The sequence below is a fragment of the Yokenella regensburgei genome (assembly GCF_051486985.1).
Classification (GTDB): Bacteria; Pseudomonadota; Gammaproteobacteria; order Enterobacterales; family Enterobacteriaceae; genus CBFFRJ01.
The window spans coordinates 117,937-141,160 of record NZ_JAHVDV010000006.1 but is presented as its reverse complement, the minus strand read 5'-3'; the positions used below and the strand labels follow the sequence as shown (position 1 = coordinate 141,160).

Here is a 23,224-nt window from a genome sequence, read left to right as displayed (position 1 = left end):
TCAGGAGCTGTTTAATGTCCATAGTGGTTTATGCGCTTCGTGCAAACGTAAGCCGGTCAGTCTGTCTCATCCGGCTAACCGATCCCAATATCCGACAGCAGGATCATCCCAGCCGGCAGGCGTCCGCTTCCCAGCGGTAACCGACGCCATACACCGCGCGGATGAACGACTGCTCTTCATCCAGCGTCTCAAGCTTACGACGTAAGTTTTTGATATGGCTGTCGATGGTGCGGTCAGTTACGACGCGATAGTCATCGTACAAATTATTCAACAACTGCTCGCGGGAAAAAACCTTACCTGGCTCGCAGGAGAGGGTTTTCAGCAGACGGAATTCAGCCGGGGTCAAATCAAGCGGCTGATTACGCCAGGTCGCCTGGAAACGGCTCTCGTCCACCATAAGTGGGCTTTCATCGTCCATTGCCTGCAACTCACGCTGAGGTTTGCAACGACGTAAGATCGTTTTCACGCGCGCCACCACTTCCCGCGGGCTGTAGGGTTTACAGATATAATCATCAGCACCAATTTCCAGCCCCAGCAGCCTGTCTATCTCTTCAATTTTTGCCGTCACCATGATGATGGGGAGGTTGGAAAAACGGCGGATCTCACGACACAACGTCAGCCCGTCGGTGCCGGGAAGCATTAAATCCAGCAACACCATATCCGGCGGCGTCTGACGTACATAGGGAAGAACCTGGTCGCCATGACTGATAAGCACCGGCGCGTAGCTTGCCGCACGCAGGTAATCCACCAGTAACTGCCCGAGTTTGGGCTCATCTTCCACAATCAAAATGCGTGGTGTGTTTTCATCAATCGGTAATTCATTCATACGCTTTTCGCTTTCTCCCGTTCCAGCGGCAGTTTTACTGTAATGCTAACCCCACCGAATGGCGAATGTGCCGCACTGACGCTTCCGCCGTGGGCGCTGACTATGTTCACACAAATGGCCAGACCCAGCCCGGAGCCACCGCTGGCACGGTTACGTGACCCTTCGGCGCGATAAAAACGCTCGAAGAGGCGGCCAAGCTGAAGGTCGGTGACCCCAGGGGCGCTGTCTGCAAACTCAAGAGCCAGCGTATCGGCCTCAATACGTCCGCTGATGTGCAGACTGCCGCCGCTGTCGGTGTAGCGCAGGCTGTTTTCCATGAGGTTATTGAAAAGTTGCATCAGGCGGTCCGGATCGCCAAACACACAGGCGTGCGTCGGTAGCGACAGAATGAGCGTCAGCTTACGTGCGGTAAAACGTTCGCGGAAGGCACCAGCGGCGACCTCCACCAGCGAGACGACATCAACGGTGGATTTCTGGTACGCCAGCGCCCCTTCATCGGACATCGACAGCTGATGCAGATCGTTGACCAGTTTGGTCAAGGTGCCCACCTCCGCCTGCAGGGAGGCGACGGACTCAGGGGTAAACTGGCGAACCCCGTCCTGGATAGCTTCCAGCTCGCCACGCAGAACCGCGAGCGGGGTGCGTAGCTCATGGGATATATCGGCCATAAAATCGCGCCGCATCTGCTGATTGCGCTCAAGGGTGCTGGCAAGCTGATTAAAGTCCTGCGCCAGTTTCCCCAGTTCATCGGCGCTGCCCGTGTTGACCCTGGTGGTAAAGTCGCCAGCGGCAAGTTTGTGCGTACCTTCCACCAGACGCTTAACCGGTGCCAACAGACCGCGAGCCAGAGGCAGTGTTGCCAGCGCTGCAAGCAGCGTCGCCAGCGCCACGATAAGCCAGCTGGTGCGCCGCTGTTGCCTGTCGAAGTTGATGTCGGTGTTGCGGGTCAGTCGCTCGACGGGGGAAGCGATAACCCACCCAACCGTCTCGCCGTTCACGGTGATGGCGCGGCGGCTACCGTCGGATGGAACGGGTGCGCGTGGGCCAACCAGCACATTATGTTCCGCATCGGTTACCCAGAACTGGGTGCGCCAGCCATGCGGTGGCATCCCGTTGCCCGGCCCTGGCGGAGGGCCTGGCGGTGGCGCACGATCCCGGCCGCCTTCATTGTGCTCATTTTCCCGCTCAAACGAGCGCAGGAGCTGGAAGATGAAGCGATCGTTATTGCGTAAAAAGCGCCAGCTTCCCTGTTGGGCATACTGCTCGCTCAGGGCATCGCTCAGCAGTTGCAGGCGTTGCTCATTGCCGTGCTTGATATAGTCGATAAACCCGCGCTCAAAGCTGATGCGCACGGCCCAGTGCATCGTTACCAGCAGAACGATACAGGTGGCGAAGATAGCCAGAAAGAGTTTGGCAGTGATACCGGGTCGCCAGAATTTCATGAGTAACTCCTGTTGCGCCGGGCGGGCACGGCACGCTGCCCGGCCGCCGCCGGGAGACGGGCAAAGATAAAGGCTGGCAGCGCGCCAGGGGTAATGGAGGCGTCACGTAGCGGCAAAAATAAGCCGAAGGCGACAAGCGATAACCGCCAGAGGTTGTGGGCAAATTCGGTCACTCTGTCACAGGCTCCCTGCGGTGGCGTGCGAATCGAAGACGCAGGCGATCGAAGAAGAGATAGACGACCGGCGTGGTGTAAAGCGTCAGTAGCTGACTCATTACCAGTCCTCCGGCGATGGTAATCCCCAGCGGCTGGCGTAGCTCAGAACCATCCCCACCGGACATCACCAGCGGCAGCGCGCCAAAGAGGGCGGCCAGGGTAGTCATCATGATTGGCCGGAAACGCAACAGGCAGGCCTGGAAGATGGCCTCTTCGGCGCTCAGATTACCTTTGCGTTGTGCCTCAAGCGCAAAGTCCACCATCATGATGGCGTTTTTCTTCACAATGCCTATCAACAACATAATGCCAATCAGGGCAATCAGGCTAAAGGGGGCCCCGAATAGCTCCAGGGCTAACAGCGCGCCTACCCCTGCTGAGGGCAGGGTCGAGAGGATAGTCAGCGGATGCACATAGCTTTCATACAGGACCCCCAGCACGATGTAGACCGTGGCGATTGCCGCCAGAATCAAAATCACCTGCGAGTTCATGGTATCCTGGAACACCTGCGCCGTTCCGGCAAAGCTACCGCGTACCGTGGAGGGCACCCCAAGCTGGGTCATGGCGCGGTTTATAGCATCACTGGCCTCGGAAAGCGACACGCCGCCGGGCAGGTTAAAGGCGATAGTCGAGGCCGCAGAGAGTCCCTGATGGTTGACCGAGAGTGGCGCATTGGCTGGCTGCCAGCGGGCAAAATAAGAGAGCGGGACAGGCTTGCCTTCGCTGTTAATGACGAACATCTTATCCAGTGCGCTGATGTCCTGGGTATAGCGCGGGTCCACTTCCATTACCACTTTGTACTGGTTAAGCGGCTGGTAAATGGTGGACACCTGCCGCTGCCCAAAGGCGTTATTCAGCAGGCTGTTAGCCTCCTGTACGCTGATCCCAAGACGTGACATGCTCTCCCGGTCGTAAATCAGGCTCATCTCCGCACCATTATCCTGTTGGTCGGAGTTGACGTCAGCCAGCTCCGGCAGCGCGGCCAGTGCTTTGCGGATCTTAGGCTCCCATTCGCGGAGTGCGCTCAGATCGTCAGAGAGCAGGGCAAACTGGTAGCTGGCATTGGCCTGACGGCCGCCGACGCGAATGTCCTGCACTGCCATCAAAAAGAGACTCGCGCCGGGCTCCTTCGCAAGCTTAACGCGCAGCCGATCTATGACCTGCTGGGCGGTTTCATGACGGGCATCGCGGGGTTTAAGAGCGATAAACATCATGCCGCTGTTCACGCGCGAGCCACCGGTAAAGCCGGTAACATTATCCACTGCGGGATCGTCGCGGATGATTTTCATAAAGTCCTGCAACTTTACGCGCATGGCCTGAAAAGAGATGCTCTGATCGGCCTGTATTCCGCCTATCAGTACGCCAGTGTCCTGCTCAGGGAAGAAGGTTTTGGGAATAGAAATGTACATCCACACGTTAAGCGCAATGGTGCCAATCAGCACCAGCCCAACCAGCCGCGTGTGGCGCAACACCCACTTCAGCGAACGGGCATAAGCCTGCTGTAAAGCCACCAGAAGGCGAGCAGAGCCTTTCGCGCGCGTGGGCGGGTGGGTTTTTTGCCGTTTTAGCATCCAGCCACACATCATGGGGGTCAGAGTCAGGGAGACCACCAGCGATATCCCTATTGCTACCGACAGGGTAACGGCGAACTCGCGCAACAGACGGCCCGGCAACCCTGCCATCAACAGCAGCGGCAGAAATACCGCCACCAGAGAAACACTCATCGAGAGCACCGTGAAGCCGACTTCACGCGTGCCCTGTAAGGCAGCCTGAAGCGGCTTCATGCCCGCTTCAAGATGGCGGGAGATATTTTCCAGCACCACAATGGCATCATCCACGACAAAGCCTGTGGCAATGGTCAGCGCCATTAATGACAGATTGTTCAGGCTAAAGCCGCAAAGATACATGGCGGCGAAGGTGCCAATCAGCGACACCGGCACCGCCACCGCCGGAATTAAGGTCGCCCGACCGGAACGCAGAAAGAGGAATACCACCAGAATCACCAGCGCCACAGCGATGACAAGCGTCTGCTCCACCTCTTCAAGCGAGGCGCGGATGGTCGGAGAGCGATCCTGGGCAATCTGCAGATTAATAGCCGCAGGGATAGTCGCCTGTAACGTCGGCAGACGGGCGCGAATGCTGTCGACCGTCTGGATGATGTTGGCCTCCGGTAGCTTGCGGATCATCAGCAAAATTGCCGGCTTCGCGTTGGTCATCCCGGCGTTGCGCACGTCCTGTACCGAGTCGGTCACAGTGGCGACATCGCTTAAGCGCACGGCCGAGCCGTTGCGGTAATGAATAATCAGCGGCTCATATTCAGCGGCCGTTTTCAGCGCATCGTTGGCCTGCACCTGCCAGCGACGATCGCCATCGTCAATTGCACCCTGCGGGCGGCGCACATTGGCCTCGCTGATGGCGGTGCGCACCGCATCCAGTGACACACCCTGGTTAAACAGCGCCTGCGGATTTAAGCCGACACGCACGGCAGGCAGGGAGCTGCCCCCTACGGCCACATCACCGACGCCCTCAATCTGGGCGATAGTTTGCGCCAGTTGGGTGGAGGCAAAATCGTAAAGCTGCCCCTGAGAGTAGGTATCGGAGGTGAGCGTCAGGATCATGATGGGCGAGTCTGACGGGTTGGCTTTACGGTAGGTCGGGCGGCTCGGCATACCGCTCGGTAACAGGCTCTGCGCGGCATTGAGCGCGGCCTGCACATCGCGCGCGGCACCGTTGATGTCTCTGTCAAAATTGAATTCGAGGATAATGCGCGTGCTGCCGAGTGAGCTCGATGAGGTCATTTCACTGACCCCGGCAATGCGCCCCAGGGAGCGCTCAAGCGGCGTGGCAACGGACGAAGCCATCGTTTCTGGTGAAGCGCCCGGCAAAGAGGCGCTGATCATAATCACCGGGAAATCCACCTGGGGCAGTGGGGCGACCGGCAACAAGCGAAAGCCCAGCACGCCACAGAGGGTGATGGCGAGTGAAATCAGGATGGTCGCCACCGGGCGGTAAATGAAGAGGGCGAAAAACTTCACTTACGCCTCCTCTTCACGGGCGGGAAAACGGCTGCGCACGTAGAGCCCGAGTCGGTCAAAGAGCAGGTAGATCACCGGCGTGGTAAAGAGCGTCAGCACCTGGCTTACCAGCAGTCCTCCTACCATACCAATGCCCAGCGGGCGACGAAGCTCGGCACCCACGCCGGTACTGAGCATAAGCGGCAGGGCGCCAAGCAGGGCGGCCAGGGTGGTCATCAGGATCGGGCGAAAACGCAGCAGACAGGCCTGATAAATGGCATCCCGGGGCGACATACCCTCTTCACGCTCGGCGGCGAGGGCGAAGTCGATCATCATGATGGCGTTTTTCTTTACGATACCAATCAGCAGAATGATGCCGATAATGGCTATCACATCCAGTTCGTTACCCGCGATCATCAGCGCCATCAGCGCACCCACACCTGCGGTCGGCAGGGTTGAGAGGATGGTAATGGGGTGAATGAAGCTTTCATAGAGCACGCCCAGCACGATGTACATTGCCACTACCGCGGCGACAATCAGCCAGACGGTGCTGCTCAGTGCCGCCTGGAAAGCGAGGGTACTGCCCTGAAACTGCGTGGTGATGTCGGCTGGCAGGTTCAGGTTTTTCTCGCTATCAAGTATCGCCTGTACCGCCTCACCCAGGGCGTAGCCGTCAGCCACATTGAACGAGATAGTGGTGGAGGGGAACTGATCGAGATGGTTAATCGACAGTGGTGTGAAGCGCTGCTCAATCCTGGCGATGGCGCTAAGCGGCACCACGGCACCGTCGCTGCCGGAAAGGCGAAGGCTCTCCAGTGCATCCAGCCCGGCGATGTGGGTGGTGTCATGCTCCAGTACCACACGATACTGGTTGGCCTGAGTATAAATAGTGGAGATAAGGCGCTGGCCAAAGGCATTGTAGAGGGCATTGTCCACATCGGCCATACTGATGCCAAGGCGACTGGCGCTGTCTCTGTCCACGTTTACATAGGCCGCAAGCCCCTTGTCCTGCCAGTCGCTGCTCACGTCAGCAAGCTGGGGCAGGGTTTGCAATTTTTTCGTTAACTGCGGAACCCAGGTACTGAGCGCATCAAGCGTTGTAGCCTGCAGGGTGAACTGGTACTGGGTACGGCTGACAGTGGTATCAATGGTCAAGTCCTGAGTCGGTTGCAGGTAGAGCGCCGCACCCGGTATCCGTCCGGCGGCCTGCTGCAGACGTTCAATGACCGGCAACACCCGGTCATCGCGTTCCGCCAGCGGTTTGAGATTGATCTGCAACCGCGCACTGTTCAGCGCCGGATTTGTACCATCGACACCGACGAAGGTGGTCAGGCTTTGCACCGCCGGGTCCTTCATGATGATCTTCGCAATCTGCTGCTGGCGTTCGGCCATGCTGGCAAACGACGCCGACTGCGGTGCCTGGAGGGTACCCTGAATGATGCCGTTATCCTGAATCGGGAAGAATCCTTTAGGAATAAAGACCCACAGCATAACTGACAGCAGCAGGGTGCCGAGGGCGACGCCGAGCGTCAGCCACGGGTGGTTTAACACTCTTGCCAGCAGCCGTCCGTAACCGGCGATAACCCTTTCGGTAAACCGCTCCGAGGCACGGGCGAAGCGATTCTGTTTACGCAACGATGCGGCGCTCAGCATGCGGGCGCACATCATCGGCGTGAGCGTCAGGGACACCACCGCTGAAATGAGGATCGCCACCGCCAGGGTGACGGCAAACTCGCGGAACAGACGACCCACGATATCCCCCATAAACAGCAGCGGGATCAGGACGGCTATTAAGGATAAGGTCAGTGAGATGATGGTAAAGCCGATTTCCCCCGCGCCCTTCAGGGCGGCGGCAAGGGGTTTCTCCCCCTTTTCGATATAACGGGAGATGTTTTCGATAACCACAATCGCATCATCCACCACAAAGCCAGTGGCGATGGTCAGGGCCATCAGGGTCAGGTTGTTGACTGAAAAGTCGAGGAACACCATCACCGCAAACGTGCCAATCAGGGAAAGCGGGACCGCCACGCCGGGGATGATGGTCGCCGGAATGTTGCGCAGGAAGATATAGATGATCATGACCACCAGAGCGATAGCCAGCATCAGTTCAAACTGCGTGTCGCTGACCGAGGCGCGAATATTGGTGGTCCGGTCGGAAAGTACCTTTACCTCTACCGATTTCGGTAAACTTTCAGTAAGGGCTGGCAACAGGGTACGAATGCTGTCTGCGGTATCAATAATGTTTGCACCAGGCTGACGCTGGACATTCATCACAATCGCCTGCTGCTGGTTTGCCCATGCTCCGAGCCAGCGGTTTTCTGCGCCCTGTTCAATGGTGGCCACATCCCCCAGCCGCACCGGTGCGCCGTTCTGGTAGGCGACAATCAGCTTGCGGTATTCCTCGACCGACTGCATCTGGTCATTGGCGGAGAGGGTGACCGCGCGCGTGGGGCCGTCCAGGCTCCCTTTTGCGGAGTTGACGTTAGCGCTGCTGATGGCGGTACGGATGGTTTCACTGGTCAGGCCCAGGGCCGCAATTGCCTGGGCGTTCAGCTTCACGCGCACCGCGGGACGCTGGCCCCCGGCAAGGGTCACCAGACCGACGCCTGAAACCTGTGAAATTTTCTGGGCGACCCGGGTTTCCACCATATCTTCCACCTGGGTCATGGGCAGCGCCGTGGAGGTTACCGCGAGCGTCATGATGGGCGGATCGGCCGGATTCACTTTGCTATAGACCGGTGGGTTTGGCAGGTCGGAGGGAAGCAGACTATTGGCGGCGTTAATAGCGGCCTGCACTTCCTGCTCGGCGACGTCCAGCGGCAGCGTTAACTGAAACTGTAACGTGACGACCGATGCGCCGCCTGAGCTTTGCGATGACATCTGCTTGAGACCAGACATCTGGCCAAACTGACGTTCAAGGGGGGCGGTTATCGCCGATGTGACGACATCCGGGCTGGCGCCGGGGTAGAGCGTGATGACCTGAATCGTGGGGTAGTCGACTTCCGGTAGCGCTGAAACGGGTAAGAAGCGATAACCGATTATACCGGCAAGTAAAATCGCCACCATCATCAGGGTGGTGGCGACCGGACGCATGATAAACAGGCGGGACGGCCCGCCGGTTCTGCCTGGCGGTAGCAACTGCATCAGGACTGCGCTCCTTTCGCCGGATGTTCGCGTTTAGCGGGCATCTGAACGGCACTTGACGCGTCAACCACGTCCACTTTCGCCCCTTCGGTCAGGCGATCGATGCCGTCGGTGACCACACGGTCACCAGCGGAGAGGCCGGCTGAAATCACCACTTTCTGACTGTCCTGAATGCCGGTCGTTACCCTGTGTTTGCTGACCTGGTCTTGTTCATTCAGTACCCAGACGAAGTTGCCTTCGTTACCCATCTGCAGGGCAGCCGCCGGGATCACCACCGCATTCTGCTGAGTGGAGACCAGCATTCGGGCATTGACGAACTGGTTTGGGAAGAGCGCATCATCCTGATTAGCAAAGCGTGCTTTCAGTTTGATGGTGCCGGTAGTGGCATCAATCTGGTTGTCCAGACTCAGCAATGCACCGGTACTGAGTTTCTGTTTATTCGTGCGATCCCAGGCCTCGACGTTGAGCGGTTGACCGGCCTTTTGCGCCTGTACCACGGTCGCAATCTGGTTTTCAGGCAGGGTAAAAACAAGATCGATAGGGTGTGTTTGCGTGAGTACCACAATGCCGGCGGTGTCGCCGCTGGAGATTTGATTACCTACATCGACCTGCTTTAAACCGACGCGCCCGTCAATCGGCGCAGTAATGCGGCTCCAGTCGAGCTGCAGTTGCGCGCTGGCGACGGCAGCTTCATCCGCCTTCACTGTGCCTTGCGTTTCGCTGACCAGCGCCTGCTGGGCATCCAGCTCCTGGCGGGAAACCAGGTTGGTTTTCACCAACTGCTGATAGCGGGCAAGATCCCGTCGGGCATTTGCCAGGGTCGCGTTGTCCTTCGCCAGTTGCCCCTGGGCCTGAGCCAGCGCCACCTTAAACTGACTGGGATCTATCTCTGCCAACAGGTCGCCGGCTTTTACCTGTTGCCCTTCCTGAAAATGGAGGGCCAGTAATTGACCGTCGACGCGGCTTCGCACCGTCACGGTGCTGGCGGCGGTCACCGTGCCAAGCCCGGTCAGATAACGGGGAACCGACTCATGGCTTGCCGTGGCGGCCTGAACCGGCGGCAGGGCGCGCATTCCCTGACGGCCGCTCTGGCCTTTGCCACGCGGCTGCTGTCCGCTGGTGGCGGTGGCGTTTTTCCCATCCGTTTGAGGGCCGAATCCGTACCAGACGGCGGCAATACCCGCAATCAACAATACTACTGCTGCCGCTAAAACCTGGCGGGAACTCTTTTTGCCTTTCATCGTTCTACGTATCTCGTCCTGAAACATTTGCCTGAATCATACTAGTTTAGTAAGTCAGACCGTCAGAAAAATGGAGAGAATATGAAGGACGGTCGGGAATCGTCTGAGAACGTACTCTCTGTCGCCCCGGTCTTTCCGCGGTAATGAAGGCCGGGAAGGGTCTTAATAAACGAAGGAGTATGATGAGAGGGTCATCATACTCCTGTGCGGTGGGCTTAAAACTTACGCCGTCTGGTGAGCCGTTGGTGGTTAACGAAATACTACCTGCGCCCAACGGGCAAGACCGGCGGTTACCGAACCAAAATCGTCGCCGCCGGCAACAGGAATACCCGGCAGGGCCTGCGCCAGCGCTTTCTTGATAATCGGTGAACGTGCGCTCCCGCCGGTGAGGTATATCACTTCCGGTGAGGTTTCGCTGCTCTCCAGCGCCAGTTGCACCTGCTCCAGAATGCGACGCAAAGGCTGATCCAGTGCTGCTTCCAGCCCCATCTGGTCAATAGCGGTCGTCAGTGATTCACCGATAAACGGCAAATGTGCCTGAGTCTGCAGCTGGTCGGAAAGGGCGATTTTGCTCTCTTCGGCGCTGCGCACCAGTCGGTAGCCCAGGCGTTGTTTCCAGACTTTAATCAGCAAGGCGACTTTATCCGTGTCGCGGGCGTCACGCAGCATATCGTTCAGCTTGCGACCATTAGCAGTGCTGTAGAAATCGGTCTGCGCCGGGACATCGTTAATGGCGATAGCATTCCACCACGGCAGAACCGGCAGGGCGATGCCTTTTTCCGTCTGCCCACCCATGCCCAGCAGGGGCATCAGATTTTTAAACGCGAGGGCAATGTCCAGATCGTTTCCCCCCACACGACATCCGCTGTGGCCTAGCAGGCTGTTTTCGCGATCATGGCGGTCGTGCCATTTTGGTCCCATCAGCAGCAGGGAGCAGTCAGTCGTACCGCCGCCGATATCCACCACCAGCACCCGTTTCTCATCCTGCAAGGTTGCTTCGAAGTCGAGTCCTGCCGCAACCGGTTCGTACTGGAACACCACATCATGAAAGCCCGCGCGTTTAGCGGCACGCTCCAGGATCCCCTGCGCCTGCGCATTGGCCTCTGCGCCACCGAGCCCCTGGAAGTTAATGGGGCGGCCAATCACCGCCTGATCGATTACCTCTGGCAACTGTGACCCGGCCTGCTGACGGATATGGACCATCATGGCGCAGACCAGATCTTCAAACAGGGCGATTTGCTGAGCTTTTAATCCGCTGGCGCCAAGAAAAGATTTTGGTGATTTAACAAAGTAAACCTCCTCCGGGTCGTCGACATACTGGCGCAGCGCGCTCAGACCAAACTGGACGCTGGTGGCCTGGACATCGATATCTTCTTCGCGGTTAAAGCTGACGGCACGCCGTAAAAGCGCCTGGGTTTCAGCACCGGTTGCCGGGACATCATGGTGGCGATAGAGCCATTCACTGACGGCTTCACGTGTCGGTGCACAAAGCATAGAGGGCAGCAGAGTGCTGTTGTTTTCCATTTTCAGCAGCGACGGTTTACCGTCCTGCATAACCGCGATGGAACAGTTAGCGGTACCATAATCAAAGCCTACAAACACGTTTAATCCCCATGCCGGTGAAGAAGGGGGGCGACTTTAACGGAATGCGCAAAACAGGACAACCGGAATATCAACGCAAAGCAGAAATTCATAATCCGTTATATGCTCATGGGCTTACATAACAGGAGTCACTATGTACAAACTGCGCTGGCAGCCGCCTTACGACTGGTCATGGATGTTAAATTTTTTACGTGCGCGCGCGGTGGCGGGTGTGGAGATAGTCAGCGAGACCGCTTACACCCGCTCATTCGCCCTCGGTGAATATCGGGGCACCCTTTGTGCAGAACCAGATGAAGCCCTGGGTGTGCTTAACGTCACACTAAGCGACGGGCTACAACCCGTGGCGGCAGCCTGTTTACACTCCCTGGGGAAACTGTTTGATCTGCAGTGTATGCCACACGTCGTCAACGACGCGCTCGGAACACTGGGCGCAGCCCGGCCGGGTTTGCGCTTGCCAGGCTGCATGGATCCCTTCGAGCAGGCGGTGCGGGCCATTTTAGGGCAACTGGTTAGCGTTGCGATGGCGGCAAAACTGACGTCACGGGTAGTCGCACTCTGCGGCGAGCGGCTTGATGCGCAGTTCATGCTTTTTCCGCAACCAGCCCAGCTTGCAGCCGTCGATCCGCTGGCCCTTAAGGCGCTGGGTATGCCCGTCAAACGCGCTGAGTCCCTGATTTTCCTCGCCCGCGCGGTGCAAAACGGCACTTTTCCGCTTACGCCGCCTGAGGACATTGAGCAGGGAATAAAAACCTTAATAACCTTTCCGGGGATCGGACGCTGGACGGCAAACTACTTCGCCCTGCGCGGCTGGCAGGCGAAGGATGTGTTTCTTGCTGATGATTATTTGATAAAGCAGCGCTTCGCCGGCATGACGCCAGCGCAGACCCGTCGTTACGCCCTGCGCTGGCACCCCTGGCGTTCCTATGCGCTATTACACATCTGGTATACCGATGGCTGGAAACCTGACGACGTCAGTTGATAGCGAAATAGCTGGTGTTGAGCATCAGATCCAGCGGTTGCGGCGCAGAGATGGTGTCACCATAAATCAGATCGATGCCGATGCCTGAAAGGGTATCCATCATCAGGGGCTGGTTAGTCGGCCCGGCAATGCTTTTCAGCCCCAGCCGCTGGGCATGGCCCTGGATGATAGTCACCATCATTTCATCCATTAAATTGCCATGTACGTTATTCACCAGCTCCTGGTCGAGCAGAATGTAATCCGCCGTGTGTGGCGCAAGCTGGTTAAAGATTTCAAGATCATGACCGATATGGCTGAGGATAATACGGCAACCTGCATGGCGCAGTTTCTTCAGGTTATCGCTAATGATCTTACCTTCCCGCAGTAACGCATCGGCGTGAATCATCAGGTGCAGCAGGCGTCCCGGAAGCGGACCCTGCTCTATAAGGTCTATTATCTCAGCAATCAGGCTGTGGCTGGACAACCCAGCGGAAGAGAGCGGCAGGGCAACGCCAAGCCCTTTACCCGCCACGGCGGCAGCATGGTTACGGAAGAACTCCTGAAATACCCGGCGATCCAGTGCGCGAATCAGTTCCGGTTCATTGAGGTTTGTACGGAAGGCATTTTCTTCCATAACTTCACCTTCGCTGGTCCACAGGCGTAGCGTCAACAGCCAGAAATTACAGGCTTCAGGAACGCGAGGAGAGGCGACGCCACGGGCAATCATCATCAGATGATTGTCTTTGATCATCGTCCACTGCTCCTCCAGGGACATCATGCTGCGTTCATGATGCATGGTGCCCTGCTGAGGTTCGTAAACCGTCACCATGCCGCGCCCGTTATTTTTCGAGGCGTAACAGGCAATGTCCGCCTGAGACATAACCTCAGAGCCCTGATGATTGGTTTCGTCAATAATCGTGATCCCGGCGCTGGCACCGATCCGGTGCATGCGGCCTTCCCACATAAAATGATAATCGTTGATGGCCTGGACAATACGACCGGAAATATAACGGGCACTTTCAACGTTGCAGTCAGGTAGCAGCAGACCGAACTCATCGCCGCCAAGGCGGGCCAGAATATCGGTGGAACGCAACATACTTAACATGAGGGAGGAGATTTCCCGCAGCAAGGCGTCGCCTGCCGCGTGGCCGGCTGTATCGTTTACGGCCTTGAAGCGGTCAAGATCGATGAACACCAGCGCGTGCCGCTGATGCAGCTCCTGCACGGTTTGCAGCAGGCGTTTAAGGTGCGTTTCAAAACTGACCCGGTTGGCCAGGTGCGTCAGGGCATCGTGGGAGGCGCTGTAACTCAGCTGACGCAGCATTTTACGGGATTCGGTCACATCCTGGATAACCAACACCGAACCGATATTCTGCCCGTCAAGGGTGCTAAGCGGCGTTACGCTGTAGTGAATGTCATAACTGCCGCCGGTGCGACAGTGGAGCACCACATCCTGCTCGATAGCCGAGCGCGACATATCGCCGCTGTGAATGTTTTCCATCGCCGGGCCATGATCGCCGAAGGTGATTCGCAGGACAGTGAGCAGCGGCTGGCCCATAGCCTGCTCCTGCGTCCAGCCGCTCATCTTCTCTGCGACCGGGTTCATAAAGCTGACGTTCATATGCACATCGGTACAGAGCACGGCTTCGCCGATAGAGTCGAGGGTGATGTGCAGCCGCTCTTTTTCCTGGAAGAGGGCTTCGTTCAGCTGTTTCACTTCGGTCATGTCCATGTTGACCCCTAACAGGCGTTCTACTTCGCCGTTACGATTCAGCACACGGTTAGCCAGGGTGCGGATATGGCGCACCCCTTCCTTAACGCTGATACGAAATTCGAGCTTAAAGGCGACGCGGGAGACCAGCGAGTCCCGAATGACGCGCTCGGTCTCTGCACGATCTTCCGGCAGAATCCGGTCGTACCATAACTGCCAGGTGGGTTTTATGTGCGACGGAATTTCATACAGCTCGAACATGCGTTTGTCCCAGCTGATGATGTCCGGTTCAAGCTCCCACTCCCAGATGCCAATACCCCCGGCTTCGTTAGCGAGCGTGATGCGTTCCATCAGACGCTTATTGACCCATTCGGTCTGCTTGAGATCGTTGATATCCTCGACCTGGGCGATGAAGTAGCGGGGTGTGCCATCGGCATGACGAACAACGGATACCGCCAACAGCGCCCAGACCAGGTCACCATTCCGGGTGTAATAACGTTTCTCCATGGAGTAACTGTTAATTTCCCCACGGACAAGCTGCTCTAACTGTTCGAGATCTTTGTTCAGGTCTTCCGGCCACGTTAACTGCTGGAACGTCATTAACCGCAGCTCATCCTGGCTGTAACCAAGAAAATTACACAACGCTTTGTTAGCCTGCAGCCACTGCCCCTGCGTACCTACCAGCGCCATCCCGATGGCAGAATACTCCATCGCATTTCTGAAACGTTCTTCACTCTCGGTAATGTGTTTTCGTTCTGCGCGAAAGGCGTACATCACCATGGTCATGATGTTTGCCGGCAGTAGCATCATTAAGAAGGGAAGCCAGGGCGCGTTCAGCATCACACCGGTTTTGGGGGTCACCTCGACCGAAGGATGGGTTGCCATAAACAGCGATACCATCATGACCGTGATGAGGAAGATCAGGAAGGCTTCCATGCGTGGCAGACGAATAGCGCTCCACATCAGCAGAACAATCACGGCGGTAAAGGGCCAGGGCAGGTAGTGTAATGCCAGCCAGCTCAACGCCAGCGTCACCGCCAGGGTTATCAGGGTTTCAATCAGCAGTTGCGGTTTTCGGTGCCGCAAAAGGTAATGCGGTTTGAACAAGAGGCCGATAGGCACCAGCGCGAGTGCCCCGATGGCTTCTGAAAGTACCCAGACAAAAAAGGTGCGCAGAACGTCGTCCGTACCGGTCACGAGGCAGGCTAACAGGCCGCCGAGCAGCGGGGGAACAAGGGCGCTGCCGATCGCGAGTTTGATCCAGTCGTTCAGGTTCTGCAGAGGGTTATACCAGGGCAGAAGCTTACGTAGCAGAATGGCCCCGGCCACCGCTTCAGCAATGTTGATGGCGGTGTAGGTCAGCTTGATACTGGCAAAAGAGAATAAAACCCCCCATGCGGCAAGACTCCCTGCTGAACAGACGGCAGCAATGCCCGGCCACATACGGCCGGCGTGGCGGTAAAAGGCCACCATCATTAATGCTGTCGGGAACCACAGCGGGGCGAGACCGGTGCCGAAACGAGTCAACTCCAGCGAGAACAGCGTAAAGATGAACGACAGCAACCCCAAACTGAGAAGACGCAGAATAGGGAAAGGAGTGGCAATCAAAGCTCGCTGATGTTGTTTCTTCATTACCGCTTAATCCGCCGACCCCTGAACCGTCGGGAACGGGGTCCGGACGAGTGAAAGATGAATTCGGGTTATGCTAGTACAAACAATTTACAATTCCTATGCTGTCTGCTCAGAATTTGACATCATAAGGATATTAATTACTTAGTCCGCGTTAAAATGCTCACGGGCGCCGTAATTTTAACCGTTAAAATTTTGGAAAAGTCATGCGGCGCGCTGAAAGTAGCCAACTTCTCTGTTCTGCAACATCCGTTGCCTATTCGACTGGTATCATGGCGGTGAAATCCCTATAATTGCCGCGTTTGACGCCACGGCGTCTCCTTCCTTTACATCCAGGTTAATCAGGTCGCTAAATTTATGACTGATAAGTCACATCAGTGCGTCATTATTGGCATCGCCGGCGCATCGGCTTCGGGTAAAAGTCTTATTGCCAGTACGCTTTATCGCGAATTACGCGAACAGGTCGGCGATGAGCACATCGGCGTTATTCCAGAAGACAGTTACTACAAAGATCAGAGCCATCTGTCGATGGAAGAGCGTGTCAAAACCAACTATGACCATCCAAGTTCAATGGATCACAGCCTGCTGTTTCAACATCTTCAGATGCTGAAAAGTGGTCAGGACATTGAGTTGCCGGTCTACAGCTATGTTGAACACACCCGCACGCCCGAAACTATCCATATTCAGCCGAAAAAAGTCATTATTCTTGAGGGGATTTTGTTATTAACAGACGCCCGTCTGCGCGATGAAATGAATTTTTCCATTTTTGTCGACACCCCCCTGGATATTTGCCTGATGCGTCGTATCAAGCGTGACGTTAATGAGCGCGGTCGTTCTATGGACTCGGTGATGGCGCAATATCAAAAAACTGTGCGTCCGATGTTCCTGCAATTTATCGAACCCTCCAAGCAGTACGCCGATATCATTGTGCCGCGCGGTGGTAAAAACCGTATTGCGATTGACATACTTAAAGCCAAAATCAGCCAGTTTTTTGAATAATACATGTTAGGCTGTACCCTTAAGTTAATTTGTCTGGCCCTGTTTTTTCAGGGGCCTGATGCACGACAGGAGAGAGTGCTATGCGTCTTTGTGATCGCGATATTGAAGCCTGGCTTGACCAGGGTCGTTTGTCGATTCAACCGCGACCGCCCGTAGAGCGCATTAATGGCGCTACGGTGGACGTCCGTCTGGGTAATAAATTTCGTACATTCCGCGGTCATACCGCCGCGTTTATCGACCTGAGCGGCCCGAAAGATGAGGTCAGTGCAGCGCTCGAACGGGTGATGAGTGATGAAATTGTCCTTCCCGATGGCGATGCCTTTTTCCTTCATCCAGGCGAGCTGGCGCTGGCGGTGACTTATGAATCCGTTACGCTCCCATCCGATTTAGTCGGCTGGCTTGACGGGCGCTCCTCACTGGCGCGTCTGGGGTTGATGGTGCACGTCACCGCGCACCGTATCGATCCGGGCTGGTCAGGCTGTATCGTGCTGGAGTTTTATAATTCCGGCAAACTGCCGCTGGCGCTCCGTCCCGGAATGCTGATTGGCGCACTGAGCTTTGAACCCCTCTCAGGTCCGGCCGATCGTCCTTACAATCGTCGCCAGGATGCGAAATATCGCGATCAACAAGGCGCTGTAGCCAGTCGTATTGATAAAGACTGAGTGATTCACCCCCACTGAGGCTGCCCATGAGAAGAGTATTAACCACGCTGATGATTCTACTGGTCGTGCTTGTCGCAGGCCTCTCGGCGCTGGTCATAATGGTCAACCCTAATGATTTTCGCGCGTACATGGTGCGCCAGGTCGAGGCTCGCAGCGGCTATCAGCTGCAGCTTGACGGCCCTCTGCGCTGGCATGTCTGGCCTCAGCTTAGCATCCTCTCCGGACGGGTCGCGCTTACCGCGCCCGGTGCCGCCGGGCCCGTGGTCAAAGCCGATAACATGCGGCTTGATGTTGGCCTGCTGCCGCTGCTTTCGCATCAGTTACAGGTCAAACAGGTCATGCTCAAGGGGGCCGTGATTCAACTGACCCCGCAGACGCGTGCGGTGGTTCAGCAGGATGCGCCTGTCGCCCCGAAAGAGAACACCTTGCCTCAGGTGGCCGAAGATCGGGGGTGGTCATGGGATATCGCGCGTCTGCAGGTGGCCGACAGCGTGCTGGTGGTCCAGCAGGAAGGTGACGAACAGATTACCGTTCGTGATATCCATCTGCGGATGGAGCAGGATAATCAGCATAAAGCGACCCTTGACGTATCTGGCCGGGTGAATCGCGATCAGCGTGACCTTAGTCTCTCCCTCAAGGCAAAGGTTGACGCCAGCGACTATCCGCGCAATCTCAGCGCCGCCGTCAGCGATCTGCAATGGCAAATCCAGGGCGGCGACGTGCCCCCTCAGGGGATCGCCGGTCAGGGGAGCTTTGCCGCCCGCTGGGAGAGCGACAACCAGCGTGTCACTCTCGATGCATTACAGTTAACAGCAAACGACAGCGCCTTCAGCGGTAAAGGCAGTGTGACCCTCGCGGGGAACCCGCAATGGGCGCTCGATGTGCAATTTGACACCCTCAATCTTGATAACCTGCTGCCGGTGCAGCGCAGTCCCTCCACCAACAATGAGAGTGCTCAGCAGGGGCAAAAATTGCCGCCGCGCTTGCCGCGCCCGGTCATTGCCAGCAGTTCGGTGCCGCCTGAATACACCAGTCTGCGTGATTTCTCGGCCAACATCTCGCTCTCCGCTAACCATATTCAGTGGCGCGGAATGCAGTTTGCCGACGTAAGCGGCACATTCACCAATGATGCCGGTCTGCTAACCATCCCTACCCTGCAAGGGAAAATGGGGGAGGGGCTGATCTCCCTGCCGGGTACGCTTGATGTTCGTACCGAGCGCTCCCTGGCCCGCTTCCAGCCGCACCTGGATAATGTTGAGATTGGCACCATCCTTAAGGCCTTCAGTTACCCCATTTCTCTGACCGGTAACCTTTCGCTGGACGGTGATTTCTCCGGCAACCGGATTGATGCTGATGACTTCCGCCAGAACTGGCAGGGTACGGCGAAGGTCGAGCTGAAAAACAGCCGCATGGAAGGTCTTAATTTCCAGCAGCTGATTCAGCAGGCGGTGGCGCGCAGTAGTGATGTTCAGGTGCAGCAGAATTATGACAATACCACCCGACTGGACAGCTTCCGTACCGGGCTAACCCTGGACCAGGGCATCATGACGATGAGTGATATGCAAGGGGCCTCCCCTCTGCTGACGCTCTCCGGCGAAGGCGAACTGGATTTGGTTAATGAACAGTGTGACACCCGCTTTGCCGTGCGCGTGCTCCAGGGCTGGAAAGGTGACGGTAAGCTGATTGACTATCTGAAAAATACCGCCATCCCGTTAACGGTTTACGGCAAATGGCAGTCGCTGAACTACAGCCTGCAGGTGGATCAGATCCTGCGTAAGCATCTGCAGGAGGAGGCGAAACGCCGACTCAATGAGTGGGCGGATCGCAATAAAGAGAGTCAGAACGGCAAAGATTTGAAAAAACTACTCGATAAGCTCTGAGTCATTACTCAACGCCGGGTTTCCCCGGCGTGCGTCAGAGTTCGTCGTCGGGGTCGTCAGGGGAGTGCCGTGCAAAGATTTGCACTTTCTGCACCCGATGGCTCTCGACGTCGAGGGTTTTTAACAGATAATCTCCCACCTCAACTTCTTCACCGGGAACGGGGATACGCTGCAGATACTCCATCAGCAACCCGGCAATAGTGTGATACTCACGCTTCTCATCAAGCGGCAGCGGCACAAACTGCACCAGGTCTTCCAGCGGCATGTGACCATTCGCCGTCCAGCTCCCGTCACTGTTTTTCTGAATATCGTGGCGCGCGTCAATCTCCTCCACTTCGTTGGGCAGATTACCGGCGATGGTTTCCATCACATCGCTCAGGGTGACGATCCCTTCTACGGAGCCGAACTCATCCACCACAAAGGCGAAATGGGTGCGCGCGTTACGGAACTGTTCAAGTGCCTGTAGAAGCGGCAGCCCTTCCGGAAAGACCAGCGGCTGGCGAATCAACACTTTCAGATCCAACGGCTCGCCGTGCAGCGATTGCGCCAGCAGGTCAAGAATATGTACGACCCCCAGTAAATCCTCTTTTTCATCCTGGCTTGTCACCACGATGCGGGTGTGCTGGTTCTTATCGAGCAGTTCGCGGATCTCTGCTTCCGGGGCATTAAGATCGATATGCTCTATATCGTGGCGCGAGGTCATGATACTGCTTACCGTTCTCTGGTTCAGATTGAGCACCCGGCCAATCATTCGCTGCTCCTGCGGATTAAAGAGCTGGCTGTTGTCGTGGTCGGCGAGCATCGAGGCGGCGTCGGCATCCAGTTCCGCATCTTCCTTTTTTCCGCTCAGCAGGCGCATGACCGTTTCAGTGGTACGCTGACGCAGTGTCTGGTTCGCCGACAGGAAGCGACGACGGTTAAAGTTTGCCAGCTGATTAAGCGCTTCAATCATCACCGAGAAGCCAATAGCCGCATAAAGGTAGCCTTTCGGAATATGGACACCGAATCCATCGGCAATCAGGCTAAACCCTATCATTAGCAGGAAACTCAGACAGAGGATAACGATGGTTGGGTGGCTATTCACAAAGCGGGTCAGGGCTTTGCTGGCCAGCAGCATCAGCGAGATAGCAATAATGACCGCCGCCATCATCACGGCCAGATGGTCCACCATACCCACGGCAGTTATCACCGAGTCGAGGGAAAACACGGCGTCAAGGATCACTATCTGCGCCACCACGCTCCAGAATTTGGCCCCGCGCCGCTGGGTGGGATTATCACTGTCTTTACCCTCCAGCCGTTCGTTGAGCTCAACCGTGGCTTTAAACAGCAGGAACAGCCCCCCCACCAGCATGATTAAATCTCTGGCGCTGAAACTGAAATCCCGAAATGAAAAGAGGGGGCTCGTCAGGGTGACCAGCCAGGAGATTGAGGCCAGCAGAAGCAGACGCATCAACATAGCCAGAATCAGTCCCGTTACGCGGGCGCGATCGCGTTGAGCTGGCGGCAATTTCTCCGCAAGAATCGCAATAAAAACCAGGTTATCAATACCAAGCACCAGCTCAATCACAATCAGCGTGACCAGCCCCGCCCATATTGAAGGATCGGCAATCCATTCCATCTTATGCTTAACACCTTATGTAATATGACAATTGTCATAATGAGATCATGGATAAAGCTGACCTAAATTGCAATGGCAGCCTACGATTTATCTTATAATTGCTCCACAGGCATAATATAAATAATTTCATTTTCCCTTAATAAAAGTGAGATTAATCTTTTTATTTTAACAATCTCGTTTTCGGATATTTCGCACACGTAAAAGTGAGTAAGGGCTTTGTCAATATCGAGAAAATCCTAAAACGCGGAATATTTGCGCTTAATATTAATCTTAAAAAGTTGTGGTTGGCAGGATGTTATCTTGCCTGTAATTCGCTTAGCTGCAACAATTCCCCCAGCCTGTTTCAAATATACCCGTAAAGTTATTTTAAATGCATTTTATCAGCGTTATTTCTTATGCCTGCCGAATCTTCCGCATTCAGAAAAATGCGTGAAACGACTGAGGTACGAGGGGTGTGAATCAATAAGTTACTGTTTAAACAGTAGATTGGTAGCTGGAAGCCAAGGGCGGTAGCATGCCTGACAGCGTGTCGAAACGTCTGGATTATTCTGTCAATAGCATGTGGTTGAATAAGCGAATTTTAGGACTGATACCCGTTAATTTAAGTTTCAATTAACTGCATTCTGCTTCCCTGGAAACGCAAGCGCTTATTTAAATACACAGGATAATTACTCTGCAAAAGTGATAATTAATCAATGATGAAATCCAAAACGAAATTGATACCATTATTGGTGTCCATGACCTTGATGAGTGGCTGCACCGTACTTCCCGGTAGCAATATGTCTACGATGGGAAAGGATGTGATCAAACAGCAGGATGCTGATTTTGATTTAGACCGCATGGTGAATGTTTACCCACTGACGCCACGATTGGTTGAACAATTACGCCCGCGACCCAATGTGGCTCAACCCAATATCTCCTTAGACCAGGAAATATCCAACTATGAATATCGCGTTGGGCCTGGCGACGTATTGAGCGTCACCGTCTGGGACCACCCGGAACTGACCACCCCGGCAGGGCAATACCGCAGCTCAAGCGACACCGGTAACTGGGTACAACCGGACGGCACCATGTTCTATCCCTATATTGGCCGCGTGCATGTTGCAGGAAAAACACTCGCCGAAATCCGCAGCGATGTTACCGGCCGCTTAGCGACGTACATCGCTGACCCGCAGGTGGACGTTAACATCGCTGCGTTTCGTTCGCAGAAAGCCTATGTTTCGGGTCAGGTTGAAAAATCGGGCCAGCAGGCCATTACGAACGTGCCGCTCACCGTACTCGATGCTATCAATGCCGCCGGTGGGCTGACGGATACGGCAGACTGGCGCAACGTGGTGCTGACGCATAACGGGAAAGAGGAACGCCTCTCCCTGCAGGCACTTATGCAAAATGGCGATCTGAGCCAGAACCGCCTGCTTTACCCCGGCGACATTCTCTTCGTACCACGTAACGACGACCTGAAAGTGTTTGTTATGGGCGAAGTTAAGAAACAGAGCACCCTCAAAATGGACTTCAGTGGCATGACGCTGACCGAAGCGCTGGGCCAGGCCGAAGGCATCGATCTCACCACCTCCAATGCCAGCGGTATTTTCGTCATCAGGCCGTTGAAAGGCGAGGGCAGTGCAAAAGGCAAGATTGCCAATATCTATCAGCTTGATATGTCCGATGCCACCTCACTGGTCATGGCAACGGAATTCCGTCTCCAGCCGTATGACGTGGTGTATGTCACAACCGCTCCGGTTGCCCGCTGGAACCGTCTCATCAACCAGTTGCTGCCAACCATCAATGGCGTTCGTTATATGACGGACACGGCACGTGACGTTCATACCTGGTGATACGCGATGTTTAATAAAATTCTGGTGGTGTGTGTGGGGAACATTTGCCGTTCCCCCACGGCGGAGCGGCTGCTACAGAAATATCAGCCGTCATTAACGGTGGCGTCCGCAGGATTAGGGGCGCTGGTGGGAAAAGGGGCCGATGCGCAGGCAGCGCGCGTGGCTCAGGACAATGGTGTCTCCCTTGAGGGGCACATTGCCCGGCAGATCTCCGGGAAGATGTGCCGGGAATACGACCTGATACTGGTTATGGAGAAGCGGCACATTGCCGCACTGTGCGAAATCGCGCCCGAAATGCGCGGCAAAGTGATGCTTTTGGGTCACTGGGATGGGGAACGGGAGATCCCGGACCCCTACCGCAAAAGCCGTGACGCTTTCGAGGCCGTTTACACCTTAATTGACCAGTCTGCCCGTCAGTGGGCGCAGGCCCTTAACGCTCAGCAGGGATAAC

The 23,224-nt window shown here is 55.9% G+C and carries 15 protein-coding genes; 6 read left to right on the top strand and 9 right to left on the bottom strand.

Annotated features, from left to right (window positions below):
- Positions 1 to 103 precede the first annotated feature (103 nt).
- The 7 genes from baeR to yegD form a co-directional block, all read right to left on the bottom strand.
- Positions 104 to 826 carry a two-component system response regulator BaeR gene (baeR, locus tag KXR87_RS06820; RefSeq protein ID WP_437431500.1) on the bottom strand — a complete coding sequence of 241 codons (723 nt, stop codon included), beginning with the start codon at positions 824 to 826 and terminating at the stop codon, positions 104 to 106.
- A complete protein-coding gene (baeS, locus tag KXR87_RS06815; protein WP_437431499.1) occupies positions 823 to 2,268 on the bottom strand; it encodes a two-component system sensor histidine kinase BaeS in 1,446 nt (481 codons plus the stop codon). Before baeS ends, baeR begins: the two co-directional genes overlap by 4 nt.
- On the bottom strand, positions 2,265 to 2,441 hold the full coding sequence (locus tag KXR87_RS06810; RefSeq protein ID WP_437431498.1) for a hypothetical protein: 177 nt from the start codon (positions 2,439 to 2,441) through the stop codon (positions 2,265 to 2,267). Before KXR87_RS06810 ends, baeS begins: the two co-directional genes overlap by 4 nt.
- On the bottom strand, positions 2,438 to 5,515 hold the full coding sequence (gene mdtC, locus KXR87_RS06805; RefSeq protein ID WP_437431497.1) for a multidrug efflux RND transporter permease subunit MdtC: 3,078 nt from the start codon (positions 5,513 to 5,515) through the stop codon (positions 2,438 to 2,440). Before mdtC ends, KXR87_RS06810 begins: the two co-directional genes overlap by 4 nt.
- Positions 5,516 to 8,638: an MdtB/MuxB family multidrug efflux RND transporter permease subunit gene (locus KXR87_RS06800; protein ID WP_437431496.1), complete on the bottom strand. Its 3,123-nt coding sequence runs from the start codon at positions 8,636 to 8,638 to the stop codon at positions 5,516 to 5,518. It lies immediately after the preceding gene.
- Positions 8,638 to 9,879: an MdtA/MuxA family multidrug efflux RND transporter periplasmic adaptor subunit gene (locus tag KXR87_RS06795; RefSeq protein WP_437431495.1), complete on the bottom strand. Its 1,242-nt coding sequence runs from the start codon at positions 9,877 to 9,879 to the stop codon at positions 8,638 to 8,640. The genes KXR87_RS06800 and KXR87_RS06795 overlap by 1 nt, the downstream gene beginning before the upstream one ends.
- Before the next feature lie 249 nt (positions 9,880 to 10,128).
- Positions 10,129 to 11,481: a molecular chaperone gene (yegD, locus tag KXR87_RS06790; RefSeq protein WP_437431494.1), complete on the bottom strand. Its 1,353-nt coding sequence runs from the start codon at positions 11,479 to 11,481 to the stop codon at positions 10,129 to 10,131.
- Between the two features lie 133 nt (positions 11,482 to 11,614).
- Between yegD and alkA the strand changes: the two genes are divergently transcribed.
- Positions 11,615 to 12,460: a DNA-3-methyladenine glycosylase 2 gene (alkA, locus tag KXR87_RS06785; RefSeq protein ID WP_437431493.1), complete on the top strand. Its 846-nt coding sequence runs from the start codon at positions 11,615 to 11,617 to the stop codon at positions 12,458 to 12,460.
- Here alkA and KXR87_RS06780 read toward each other — a convergent pair.
- Positions 12,453 to 15,782: a diguanylate cyclase gene (locus KXR87_RS06780; protein WP_437431492.1), complete on the bottom strand. Its 3,330-nt coding sequence runs from the start codon at positions 15,780 to 15,782 to the stop codon at positions 12,453 to 12,455. The genes alkA and KXR87_RS06780 overlap by 8 nt on opposite strands.
- 354 nt (positions 15,783 to 16,136) lie before the next feature.
- On the opposite strand from KXR87_RS06780, the gene udk reads away from it, so the two are divergent.
- From udk to asmA, 3 genes are all read left to right on the top strand, one after another.
- Entirely contained in the window at positions 16,137 to 16,778 is a 642-nt protein-coding gene (udk, locus tag KXR87_RS06775; protein WP_437431491.1) for a uridine kinase, read from the top strand.
- Positions 16,779 to 16,858: 80 nt separating this feature from the next.
- Positions 16,859 to 17,440: a dCTP deaminase gene (gene dcd / locus KXR87_RS06770; RefSeq protein ID WP_437431490.1), complete on the top strand. Its 582-nt coding sequence runs from the start codon at positions 16,859 to 16,861 to the stop codon at positions 17,438 to 17,440.
- Positions 17,441 to 17,466: 26 nt separating this feature from the next.
- Positions 17,467 to 19,320, top strand: coding sequence for an outer membrane assembly protein AsmA (asmA, locus tag KXR87_RS06765; protein ID WP_437431489.1), 1,854 nt, complete (start codon positions 17,467 to 17,469; stop codon positions 19,318 to 19,320).
- A 34-nt stretch (positions 19,321 to 19,354) separates the two neighbouring features.
- Here the strand turns inward: asmA and KXR87_RS06760 are convergent, their stop codons facing one another.
- Complete coding sequence (locus KXR87_RS06760) at positions 19,355 to 20,938, bottom strand: TerC family protein (protein ID WP_437431488.1); 1,584 nt, start codon at positions 20,936 to 20,938, stop codon at positions 19,355 to 19,357.
- 695 nt (positions 20,939 to 21,633) lie between these two features.
- On the opposite strand from KXR87_RS06760, the gene KXR87_RS06755 reads away from it, so the two are divergent.
- Together KXR87_RS06755 and wzb are read left to right on the top strand one after the other, a co-directional pair.
- Complete coding sequence (locus tag KXR87_RS06755) at positions 21,634 to 22,773, top strand: polysaccharide export protein (protein ID WP_437431487.1); 1,140 nt, start codon at positions 21,634 to 21,636, stop codon at positions 22,771 to 22,773.
- A gap of 6 nt (positions 22,774 to 22,779) precedes the next feature.
- The gene (gene wzb, locus KXR87_RS06750) at positions 22,780 to 23,223 is read left to right on the top strand and encodes a low molecular weight protein-tyrosine-phosphatase Wzb (RefSeq protein WP_437431486.1); all 444 of its coding nucleotides are present in this window, start codon (positions 22,780 to 22,782) and stop codon (positions 23,221 to 23,223) included.
- The last annotated feature ends 1 nt before the right edge of the window (position 23,224 follow it).

Coding starts and splice junctions, on each gene's coding strand:
- baeR (WP_437431500.1), bottom strand. CDS start 826: ATGAATGAATTACCGATTGATGAAAACACACCACGCATTTTGATTGTG.
- baeS (WP_437431499.1), bottom strand. CDS start 2,268: ATGAAATTCTGGCGACCCGGTATCACTGCCAAACTCTTTCTGGCTATC.
- KXR87_RS06800 (WP_437431496.1), bottom strand. CDS start 8,638: ATGCAGTTGCTACCGCCAGGCAGAACCGGCGGGCCGTCCCGCCTGTTT.
- KXR87_RS06795 (WP_437431495.1), bottom strand. CDS start 9,879: ATGAAAGGCAAAAAGAGTTCCCGCCAGGTTTTAGCGGCAGCAGTAGTA.
- alkA (WP_437431493.1), top strand. CDS start 11,615: ATGTACAAACTGCGCTGGCAGCCGCCTTACGACTGGTCATGGATGTTA.
- KXR87_RS06780 (WP_437431492.1), bottom strand. CDS start 15,782: ATGAAGAAACAACATCAGCGAGCTTTGATTGCCACTCCTTTCCCTATT.
- udk (WP_437431491.1), top strand. CDS start 16,137: ATGACTGATAAGTCACATCAGTGCGTCATTATTGGCATCGCCGGCGCA.
- dcd (WP_437431490.1), top strand. CDS start 16,859: ATGCGTCTTTGTGATCGCGATATTGAAGCCTGGCTTGACCAGGGTCGT.
- asmA (WP_437431489.1), top strand. CDS start 17,467: ATGAGAAGAGTATTAACCACGCTGATGATTCTACTGGTCGTGCTTGTC.
- KXR87_RS06760 (WP_437431488.1), bottom strand. CDS start 20,938: ATGGAATGGATTGCCGATCCTTCAATATGGGCGGGGCTGGTCACGCTG.
- KXR87_RS06755 (WP_437431487.1), top strand. CDS start 21,634: ATGATGAAATCCAAAACGAAATTGATACCATTATTGGTGTCCATGACC.
- wzb (WP_437431486.1), top strand. CDS start 22,780: ATGTTTAATAAAATTCTGGTGGTGTGTGTGGGGAACATTTGCCGTTCC.